10 protein-coding genes are annotated in these 8,206 nt (G+C 68.9%); 7 read left to right on the plus strand and 3 right to left on the minus strand.

Features of this window, described 5'->3' with window-relative positions; translation table 11 throughout:
• The 3 genes from ACFDTH_RS16230 to phbB form a co-directional block, all read left to right on the plus strand.
• On the plus strand, positions 1–924 hold a 924-nt coding region (locus tag ACFDTH_RS16230; protein WP_375288603.1), incomplete at its 5' end, for a molybdopterin cofactor-binding domain-containing protein.
• Positions 921–1,925 carry a ferrochelatase gene (gene hemH / locus ACFDTH_RS16235; RefSeq protein WP_375288604.1) on the plus strand — a complete coding sequence of 335 codons (1,005 nt, stop codon included), beginning with the start codon at positions 921–923 and terminating at the stop codon, positions 1,923–1,925. The genes ACFDTH_RS16230 and hemH, both read left to right, overlap by 4 nt.
• Before the next feature lie 32 nt (positions 1,926–1,957).
• Positions 1,958–2,680 carry an acetoacetyl-CoA reductase gene (gene phbB, locus ACFDTH_RS16240; RefSeq protein ID WP_375288605.1) on the plus strand — a complete coding sequence of 241 codons (723 nt, stop codon included), beginning with the start codon at positions 1,958–1,960 and terminating at the stop codon, positions 2,678–2,680.
• A gap of 53 nt (positions 2,681–2,733) precedes the next feature.
• On the opposite strand, the gene uvsE is transcribed toward phbB, so the two are convergent.
• Complete coding sequence (gene uvsE / locus ACFDTH_RS16245; RefSeq protein WP_375288606.1) at positions 2,734–3,891, minus strand: UV DNA damage repair endonuclease UvsE; 1,158 nt, start codon at positions 3,889–3,891, stop codon at positions 2,734–2,736.
• Between the two features lie 226 nt (positions 3,892–4,117).
• On the opposite strand from uvsE, the gene ACFDTH_RS16250 reads away from it, so the two are divergent.
• Positions 4,118–5,107: an esterase-like activity of phytase family protein gene (locus tag ACFDTH_RS16250; protein ID WP_375288607.1), complete on the plus strand. Its 990-nt coding sequence runs from the start codon at positions 4,118–4,120 to the stop codon at positions 5,105–5,107.
• Positions 5,108–5,169: 62 nt separating this feature from the next.
• On the opposite strand, the gene rpmB is transcribed toward ACFDTH_RS16250, so the two are convergent.
• Positions 5,170–5,469 carry a 50S ribosomal protein L28 gene (gene rpmB, locus ACFDTH_RS16255; protein ID WP_375288608.1) on the minus strand — a complete coding sequence of 100 codons (300 nt, stop codon included), beginning with the start codon at positions 5,467–5,469 and terminating at the stop codon, positions 5,170–5,172.
• A gap of 137 nt (positions 5,470–5,606) precedes the next feature.
• Between rpmB and ACFDTH_RS16260 the strand changes: the two genes are divergently transcribed.
• Positions 5,607–5,840, plus strand: coding sequence for a hypothetical protein (locus tag ACFDTH_RS16260; RefSeq protein ID WP_375288609.1), 234 nt, complete (start codon positions 5,607–5,609; stop codon positions 5,838–5,840).
• Between the two features lie 3 nt (positions 5,841–5,843).
• Entirely contained in the window at positions 5,844–6,302 is a 459-nt protein-coding gene (locus ACFDTH_RS16265) for a nucleoside deaminase (RefSeq protein ID WP_375288610.1), read from the plus strand.
• A gap of 34 nt (positions 6,303–6,336) precedes the next feature.
• Here the strand turns inward: ACFDTH_RS16265 and ACFDTH_RS16270 are convergent, their stop codons facing one another.
• Positions 6,337–6,966 (minus strand): OmpA family protein, encoded by a 630-nt coding sequence (locus ACFDTH_RS16270; protein WP_375288611.1) that lies wholly within the window; start codon positions 6,964–6,966, stop codon positions 6,337–6,339.
• A 111-nt stretch (positions 6,967–7,077) separates the two neighbouring features.
• On the opposite strand from ACFDTH_RS16270, the gene ACFDTH_RS16275 reads away from it, so the two are divergent.
• Positions 7,078–8,206 (plus strand): hemolysin family protein (locus ACFDTH_RS16275; protein ID WP_375288612.1); only part of this gene is annotated, 1,129 nt, incomplete at its 3' end.

An 8,206-nucleotide genomic window follows, 5' to 3' on the forward strand; every position in this document is an offset into this window, starting at 1 on the left:
TCCGATCTGGTGCTGGCGATGCGCAGCCGCGCGGAGGCGCTGCGGCGCGACCCGGTGCGCGCGCCGGCGCGGGCGCATTTGGCGGCACGGCTTGGGCGCGGCGGCGCGATCCAGGGCTGGCTGGCGAAGATCGCCGCGCCTTCGACCGGCCATGCGTTGGCCGAGCGGTTGCTGCCCGGCGATCCCGTGGTCGGCGCGGCGCTGGCGCTGTCGAAAGGCGATGCGGCGGCGGTCGCGGGCGCGGTGCCGCCTTATGGCATTCGGGCCTGGGCGGTGGACCACCATCCCTGCGACACCGGGGTGCAGCCGGGATATCTGCGTGGCGGCGCCGCGGGTTACGCCTGCTTCTTCACCGAATGCTTCCTGGACGAGCTGGCGCATTATGCGCAGGTCGAGGCTATGTCGTTCCGCATCGCGATGCTGGGGGGCAAGCCGCGGCTCGCGCGCTGCCTGTCCACCGCGGCGGCGCTGGGCGGGTGGAACGGCGGGGTGGCGGGAAGCGGGCAGGGGATCGCCTGCCATGCGGCATACGGCAGCCAGATCGCGGTGCTCGCCGAGGCGCATGTCGAGGAGGGGCGGGTGCGCGTCGATCGGCTGGTCGCGGCGGTCGATTGCGGGCGGCAGATCAACCCCGATCTGGTCCGCCAGCAGATCGAGGGCGGGCTGATCTTCGGCATGGCGGCGGCGCTGGGCGGGGCGGTGGGCTATGCGAACGGCATTGCGGATGCGGACCTTGCCGGCGGGCTGCACCTGCCGCGGCTCGCCGACACGCCGGACATCACCGTGGAGCTGATCGAGAGCGAAGCGTCGCCGGGCGGCGTCTCCGAGCTGGCGGTGCCGCCGGTGGCGCCGGCGATCGCCAATGCGGTGCATGCCGCAACGGGCTTGCGGCTGCGCGGCTTGCCTCTACGGCCGTCAGCATGAGACCTGCTGGCCATCCCCTTGTTCCCGCGCCGAAAGTGGGCGTGCTGCTGATCAATCTCGGCACCCCCGACGCGGCCGAGCCCAAGGCGGTGCGACGCTACCTTGCCGAATTCCTGTCTGACCCGCGGGTGGTGGAGATCCCGCAGCTGATCTGGCAGCCGATCCTGCGCGGCGCGGTGCTGACGACGCGGCCGAAGAAATCGGCGCATGCCTATGCGCAGGTGTGGCGCGAGGACGGCTCGCCGCTCGCCGCGATCACCCGCGCGCAGGCGAGCGCGCTGCACGGGGCATTCGGCGAAGACGTGATCGTCGACTATGCAATGCGCTACGGGCGGCCGGCGATCGGCGACCGGCTGGCGGCGCTGAAGGAGGCGGGGTGCGAGCGGGTGCTGCTGGCGCCGCTCTACCCGCAATATTGCGCGGCGACGACCGCAACGGCGAACGACAAGGCGTTCGCACGATTGGCGACGATGCGCTGGCAGCCGGCGATCCGGACGCTGCCGCCCTATCACGACCACCCCGCCTACATCGACGCGCTGGCGAGTTCGGTGGAGAGTGCGATCGCGGCGCTAGACTTCGTGCCGGATGCGCTGCTCGCCAGCTTCCACGGCATGCCGCAGCGGACGCTGGAACTGGGTGATCCCTATAACTGCCATTGTCAGAAGACCGCCCGACTGCTCGACCAGGCGCTGGATCGGGAGGTGACGATTACGTTTCAGTCGCGGTTCGGCCGGGCGAAATGGCTGGAGCCGGCGACCGATACGGTGCTTGCCGCGCTGCCCGCACAGGGTGTCAAGCGCGTCGCGATCGTCGCGCCCGGGTTCTCGGCGGATTGCGTCGAGACGCTGGAGGAGCTGGCGATCCGCGGCCGTGAGACCTTCGAGGCGGCGGGTGGCACCCATTTCGCCTATCTGCCATGCCTCAACGACACGCCGCTCGGCATTGAAATGTTGCGCAGCATTATCGCCGGGGAGCTTGAAGGCTGGGTGTCGCTGCCGTAGCGTCAGGCGACACTTACATCGGGAGAGGCTGGATGGCTCGGGTCGCGATCGTCACCGGAGGAACGCGCGGGATCGGCGAGGCGATCAGCGTCGCGCTGCGCGACATGGGCATGCAAGTCGCGGCCAATTACGCGGGCAATGCGCAGCGCGCCGCCGAGTTCACCGAGCGAACCGGCATAAAGTCGTATCGCTGGGACGTGTCCGACCACCAGGCCTGCATTGATGGCGTCGCCGAAGTGGAAGCGGCGCTCGGTCCGGTCGATGTGGTCGTCAACAATGCCGGCATCACGCGCGACGGCACCATCCTGAAGATGACGTATGAGATGTGGCGCGAGGTGATCGACACCAACCTGGGCGGCTGCTTCAACATGGCCAAGGCGGTGTTCCCCGGTATGCGGACACGCAAATGGGGGCGGATCGTCAACATCGGATCGATCAACGGCCAGGCGGGCCAATACGGCCAGGTCAATTATGCCGCAGCGAAGAGCGGCATTCATGGCTTCACCAAGGCGCTGTCTCAGGAGGGCGCGCGCTTCGGCGTGACGGTGAACGCGATCGCACCGGGTTATATCGATACCGACATGGTCGCGGCGGTGCCGGCGGACGTGCTTGAGAAGATCGTCGCCAAGATCCCGGTCGGCCGGCTGGGCCAGGCGAACGAGATCGCGCGCGGCGTGGCGTTCCTGTGCTCGGAGGAGGCGGGGTTCGTTACGGGATCGACGCTGAGCATCAACGGCGGCCAGCATATGTATTGAGGGGGCTTCGACTTCGCTCAGCGTGAACGGAGGTGGGTAGCGGGAGGGGAGGGTCACTCCGCCGCCGCAAGCAGGCCCTCGTCGACGTCCGGTTCCTCCTCCGCGCTGACGCCACCCTCCAGCGCCGCTTCGTCGCGCGCAAGCGCCTCGGCCTTGGCGTCGGTGATCCCGAAGCGCGCCGCCACGTCGGGCGCAAAACGCAGCAGATCGGGACGGAGCTTGAGCAGGCTGATGTCCTTGCTCTTGCCCTCCATCATCACGTCGAATTTCAGCCCCTCGGCCATGCGCATGAAGGTGGCGAATTCGAACGGGTTGGTGAAATCGGCATGGCCGGTCCAGATCGGCGGGCGCAGCACCGTCTTCACGCGGGCGGTGGCCTTGACCGGGGCCTTGGTCACCTCGCCCTTGCGGGTGCGCGCCTTGCCATCCTTGGCGGCGGCGCGGTCCTTGGCGGTGACCTTCTGCTTCACCTCGCGCATCTCGGTGCGCGGGCTGGAGAAGTGGATCTTGGGGCGCACGCCCTTGGGCCAGCTCGCCAGGAACTTCTCCAGCGTTTCGCGCATGTCGAGCCGCTCGGGGTTCAGGCACCACATATGCTGATAGTCGAAGATCAGCCGCACCCCGGTGCGCTCGTGGATCCAGAGCACGTCGGCGCAGGAGAAGCGGATGTCGTCATTCTCCAGCACCAGCCGGCGGCGGACGTGCTCGGGGCACCTTTCCCAGCCCTCGATCCAGCGCGCACGACTCGCCTCATGATCGTCGTAGACGCCGCCGACGTGGGTCACCATCACCGCCTCGTCGTCCAGCCCCATACGGTCGAGCATCTCGGCCTGTGAGCTGAGGTCCCAGATGCTCTTGGCGGTGAGCTCCGGATTAGGGCTGTTCAGCAGCACATATTGCGAGGGGTGGAAGGACAGGCGCATGTCCAGCTCGCGCGCCTTGCGGCCGAGCGCGGCGAGCTCGGCGTCGCTTTCGGCGACCATGTTGTGGAACTGCGGCATGTCCGGATGGGTGGCATAAGGCGCCAGGTCCGAGGACAGGCGGTACATGTCGAGCTCCACGGACTTCAGATAGTCGAGGATCTTGTCGACATGCTCCAGCGAGCATTTGAGGTGCGGGCCGGCCTGCCAGCGGCGGGTGTCGTTGGACTTGAGGCCGGGCTTGCCCATCACCTTGACGGGAAAGCCGAGCCGGAGCGATCTTTCGGTCATCATCGCTCAACGAGCACGGCAGCCGTTCGGCTCCGGCAGACAACGGGCCCGCCGCCTCGCGGCGACGGGCCCGCGCCCTCGGTACGCTACGCGAGGGAAAGGCCTCCGCCGCACCGATACGCGTGCGGCGGAAAACGAGGATGTCGGCGTGCCATCGCCGATCGCTGCTCTGGCGGACTCGCGTTGAGCCGTGGCTGAATGGCGCGGTTAGCTGCCGTTAAGGTCGATGCTTGCTGGCGGGCGGCGCGCCAGCGGCTATGAGCGGCGGCGCGTGCGCCTGTTGCTCTCCATCCTGCTGGTCCTGATGTTCGTGCCGACCTGGTCGGGCGAGGTGCGGCTGCCGCTGCTCGATCGCGACGCCAAGCTGACGGCGGTGCGCCTGCCGCTCGCGCAGCGCCGCTATGGCCGGCTGACGCTGATCGGCGTCTATCGGCTGAGCAGCGAGGCGCCGGCGTTCGGCGGCTTCTCCGCGATCGCGCTGCATCAGGGAAGGCTGGTGCTGCTGAACGATGGCGGCAATTGGGTTTCGTTCGCGATCCGGCATGGCCGCCCGATCGACGCGCTCATGGGCTTCCTGCCTGATGGCCCAAGGATCGGCTGGGAGAAAAGCGACCGCGACAGCGAATCGCTGGTGCTCGACCCGCAAAGCGGGCGCGCCTGGATCGGCTTCGAATCGGCCAATGCGATCTGGCGCTATGCGCCCGGCCTGCGGCGCGGCGACGGCGAGGTGCGCCCGCAGGCGATGCGGCGCTGGCGGCAGAATGGCGGCGCCGAATCGATGGCGCGGCTGCCCGACGGCCGCTTCGTGGTGATCGCCGAGCGTGGGCCCAAGCGTCGGCTGCCGCGGCCGGGGCTGATCTTCGACTGCGATCCGGTTGCGGGCTGCACGCCGCAGCGGTTCGGGTATCGCCCGCCCGCCGGCTACGACCCGTCCGACGCGGCGGCGCTTCCGAACGGCGATCTGCTGGTGCTGACCCGGCAATGGCGGCCGCCAGTGCGCTTCACCGCCAAGCTGACCTTGGTGCGGCGGGCGGATCTGCGTGCCGGCAAGGTTGTGACGGGTCGCGAGATCGCAACGCTGGACGGGCCGCTCGCCGAGAATTGGGAGGGGCTGGCGGTCACCCGCGAAGGCGGCGCGACGATGCTGTGGATGGTCTCGGACGAGGACGAGCCGCTGGTCCAGCGCACGTTGCTGGCGAAGTTCCGGCTGGACTGACGCGCAAAAGCCCGCCGATCGTGGACCGGCGGGCCTTTGCAGTCGGCAATCGCGCCGGCGGATCAGGCCGCGGCTTCGACCGTGCGCTGCTTCTTGACGATGTCGCGCTTCAGGCGGCGGACGCGCGGCGACAGCTTGTCATCAGCGGTCTTGACCAGCCAATTGTCCAGCCCGCCATTGTGCTCCACCGAGCGCAGGCCGTGGGTGGAGACGCGCAGGCGCACCGACCGCTCCAGCGAATCGGAGATCAGCGTCACGTTCTGCAGGTTCGGCAGGAAGGTGCGCTTGGTCTTGTTGTTGGCGTGGGAAACGTTGTTCCCCACCTGCCGGCCCTTGCCGGTCAGCTCGCAGATGCGCGACATGGTTGGTTCCTGAAGTTCGATAAGCCCGGAAAGCCGGTGCCGTTAGCCGCTGGCGGCGCCATCGTCAACTGCGCTGGGCCGTGCAACCCCCTGCGTCGCGGCGGCGTTGTTCCACCAGCGTAACAGGGAGATCAATCATGCGGACCTTGCTTGTCCTCGTCGGCATCGCCGCGCTTGTCGTGCTCGCGGGCATGGCGACCGGCTTCATCAACATCGACCAGACCCGCACGGCCTCGCTGCCGCGGATCGAAGGCGGGCAGGCGCCCGAGTTCAAGGCGGACGTGGGCAAAATCGACCTCGGCACCGAGAACAAGACGGTCACCGTGCCCACGATCGACGTGCAGAAGCCGGGCGAGGCGCCTAATCCCTGACGCATGACCGGCTTTCCCCTGCCAGACCCGATGCGCGCGGCGCTGGATGCCGCGCGCGATGCGGCAGGGCGGGGAGAGGTGCCGGTGGGCGCGGCCGTGACGCTGGCCGGGCGGGTGATCGCCACCTCCGCCAATGCGCCGCGCGCGCTGTGTGACCCGACCGCGCATGCGGAAATGCTGGCGATCCGCGCCGCCGCCGCCGAGCTGGGGCGCGAGCGGCTGGACGGATGCGACCTGTGGGTCACGCTGGAGCCATGCGCGATGTGCGCGGGCGCGATCTCCCACGCCCGCATCGCACGCTTGGTCTATGCGGCCGGCGATCCCAAGGGCGGGGCGGTGGAGCACGGCCCCCGCTGGTTCGGCCAGCCGACCTGCCACCACCGGCCCGAGGTACTGGCGGGAGTGGGCGAGGGTGAGGCGGCTGCGCTGCTGCGGAACTTCTTCCGGGAGCGGCGGGGATAAGCTTGATCCTCCCCCACCATGGAGAGGATTGTCGTCACCCCAACTCGATCTGCGGGATGGCGACGATGCGGATCTCGACGCGTCGGTTGGTGGCGCGGCCCTCCTCCGTCTCGTTCGAGACCAAGGCCTCGCCCTCGCCGAACCCCTGCGTGCCGACCCGCGCCGGGGCGACGCCGCGCGCCTCCAGATAGCGCGCGACCGAGCCGGCGCGATCTTTCGACAGCTTGAGATTGTACCCGTCCGACGCGATCGAGTCGGTGTGGCCGTAGATGTCCACGAAGGTCCGGTCGAACTTCGCCAGCACCTGCGCCACCCGGTCCAGCGTCGGCGCGAAGCGCGGGTCCACCGTTGCGGACTTGTAAGCGAAGTTGATCCCGCTCGGGATGGTCAGCAGCAGCTCGTCGCCGCTGCGCACCACCCGCACCCCCGAGTCGGCCACTGCCACGCGCAGCGCCTGCTCCTGCTGGTTCATGTAGCCGCCGAGGTCGGCCGAGGTCACGCCCGCCATCGCCGCCTTCTTCACCCGCGCCACCCGCGCCTGCCGCCCTTCGACCAGCTCGCCCGACAGATAGGCGGGGATCGCGGTGCTGAGCGGCGCCGCCGTCAGCGGCGCCACCGTCGCCCCGGCGATCAGCGCCGCCCCCAGCATCATCAGCACTCGCATGATCCCTCCCTCGTTACGCCTGCGAAAACATTGCGGTAGCACAGCGGTTCCGGCCCGCGCGGCACAAGTCATTGCAGAGCGGCGGCACCATCGGCAATTAGGGGCTTCACCATGCCTCCCTTTCCCTGGACGGACGTCCTCATCATCCTCGCGCTCGTCGCGCTCAACGGCGTGTTCGCGATGAGCGAGCTGGCCATCGTATCGGCGCGTAAGGCCCGGCTGGAGGCGATGGCGCGCGCCAATCGCCGCGGCGCCGCCACCGCGATCGAACTCGCCGCCGATCCGGGCAAGTTCCTTTCTACCGTGCAGATCGGCATCACCCTGATCGGCATCATCAACGGTGCCTATTCGGGCGCCAGCCTGGGCGTGCCCACCGCGGCGCGGCTGGAGGCATTGGGCGTGCCGGGAACGCTGGCCGACAATCTGGCACTCACCCTGGTGATCGGCCTCACCACTTATGCCTCGCTGGTGATCGGCGAACTGGTGCCCAAGCAGATCGCGCTGCGATCGCCCGAGCCGATCGCCGCGCTGGTGGCGGTGCCGATGCGCTGGCTGGCGCTGGCGACCAAGCCGCTGGTCTGGCTGCTCGATTCGACCAGCGCGCTCGCCTTCCGCCTGCTGCGGCTGAACCGCGAATCGGACGAGCATGTCACCGCGGAGGAACTCCACCTGATCGTCGCTGAGGCGAGCAAGTCCGGCGTGATCGAAGAGCACGAGCGCTCGATCATTTCGGGCGTTGTGCGTCTTGCCGATCGGCCGGTGCGCGAGGTTATGACGCCGCGCACCGAGGTGGACTGGCTGGACGTGGCGCTGGACGATGCCAGCATCCGCGCCGCGCTGCTGGAGACGCCCCATACCCGCCTGCCGGTGGCGGAGGGGACGATCGACGCGGTGATCGGCGTGGTGCAGGCGCGCGACATCGCCAGCGCGCTGTTCCGCGGCGAGACGCTGGACCTCAGGCGACTGGTCCGCAAGGCGCCGGTGGTGATCGACCGGATCGACGCGATGGATGCGCTCGACGCGCTGCGCCGCGCCGAGATCCCGATGGCGCTGATTCACGACGAATACGGGCATTTCGAGGGGATCGTGACTCCCGCCGACCTGCTGTCCGCGATCGCGGGCGAGTTCGCCAGCGACGCCGACCCCGAGGACACGCCCAACGTGGTGATGCGTGACGACGGCTCGCTGCTGGTCAACGGTACGATGGCGGCGGATGCGCTGGCCGACCGGATCGGCATCG

This window comes from Sphingomonas sp. (assembly GCF_042096255.1).
In the GTDB taxonomy this organism is placed as follows: domain Bacteria; phylum Pseudomonadota; class Alphaproteobacteria; order Sphingomonadales; family Sphingomonadaceae; genus Sphingomonas.